The sequence below is a fragment of the Cupriavidus laharis genome, from assembly GCF_914271435.1.
Taxonomy (GTDB): Bacteria; Pseudomonadota; Gammaproteobacteria; order Burkholderiales; family Burkholderiaceae; genus Cupriavidus; species Cupriavidus laharis.
This window is the reverse complement of record NZ_CAJZAI010000044.1, coordinates 1-1,217: the sequence shown is the minus strand read 5'-3', so window position 1 is coordinate 1,217 and position 1,217 is coordinate 1. Positions and strand designations below refer to the sequence as shown.

Genomic DNA, 1,217 nt, shown 5'->3' with positions numbered 1-1,217 from the left:
CTAGGGAATCGCTGATCAATGAGGTTTGCGCTTGATGTTGCACAAGCCAAGGACTTCAGCATTTCGCAATGCGGGAGAGATGGGCCGATTCAAGCCGTCATTCTCGTGTTTCGCACCTTTCCTGGCCGCGCTTTGCGCGCTCAGGACGGATTGATCCCCTCTGAGGCCAACAACAGCCTCCTGGCGAACACCAGATTCGCTAAACCAAACAGGCTGAACAACTGCGCCGTGTTCTTGAACAGGCCCTTGTAGCGAACCTTGCGATGACCAAACAGATTCTTGATGACGTGGAACGGATGCTCGACCCGCGCCCGAATCTGGGCCTTGGCCCGCTCGACGGCGATCACCAAGTCCTTGACCGCTCCGTCACGCATCGCCTTGATCTTGCCGCGCTTGACGGCCACCTGCCACTTCACGGTCTTGCCTTGCATCTCCTCGCGCTTGTCCACGCCCATGTAGCCCGCGTCGCCAAACGCATGCTCCTCGTGACCATGCAGCAAGGCATGCGCCTGCGACACGTCCGACTCGTTCGCTGCGGTGCCCACCACGCTATGCACCAGCCCAGAAGCCGCATCCACGCCGACGTGCGCCTTCATGCCAAAGTGCCACTCATTACCCTTCTTGGTTTGATGCATCTCCGGGTCGCGGCTCTTCTCCTTGTTCTTGGTCGACGGTGGCGCCTCGATGATGGTGGCATCCACAATCGTGCCTTCCTTCATCATCAGTCCCCGCTCGCACAGCATGATGCCGATCTCATCGAACAGCTTTCGCGTCAGTTCATGCTCGACGAGCAGGCGGCGAAACTTCAGCAGCGTGGTCGCGTCTGGCACCGCCTCGACTGCCAGGTCGATCCCCGCAAACGCCCGCATCGCCATGCTGTCATACAGCGCGTCTTCCAGTGCCTCGTCCGACAGCCCGTACCACTGCTGGAGGAAGTAAATGCGCAGCATCCGCTCAAGGCCGATCGGCGGCCGGCCACGTTTGCCCTTGGGGTAGTACGGCTCAACTGCCGCAATCAGGCGCGCCCACGGCACCACGCTTTCCATCTCCGTCAGGAAGCGCTGGCGGCGCGTCACACGCTTCTTGCCGTGGCTTTCCGCTTCCGCAAAACTGATCTGTCGCTTCATCACAGGACCTGAACCATGAACACGCTTATGACAACGCGCTCACCCAATGCCTCGATGACTCGCGCACTGATTTAATCAGCGATTCCCTAG

Annotated in this window: 1 protein-coding gene; it reads right to left on the bottom strand. The window is 59.7% G+C overall.

Annotation, left to right across the window (positions count from 1 at the left end; all coding sequences use genetic code 11):
- Positions 1 to 140: 140 nt before the first annotated feature.
- Positions 141 to 1,127 carry an IS5 family transposase gene (locus LDO29_RS28045; protein ID WP_224082981.1) on the bottom strand — a complete coding sequence of 329 codons (987 nt, stop codon included), beginning with the start codon at positions 1,125 to 1,127 and terminating at the stop codon, positions 141 to 143.
- Between the last annotated feature and the right edge of the window lie 90 nt (positions 1,128 to 1,217).

Excerpts from the sequence above, each read along its gene's own strand:
- LDO29_RS28045 (WP_224082981.1), bottom strand. The coding sequence starts at position 1,127 with ATGAAGCGACAGATCAGTTTTGCGGAAGCGGAAAGCCACGGCAAGAAG.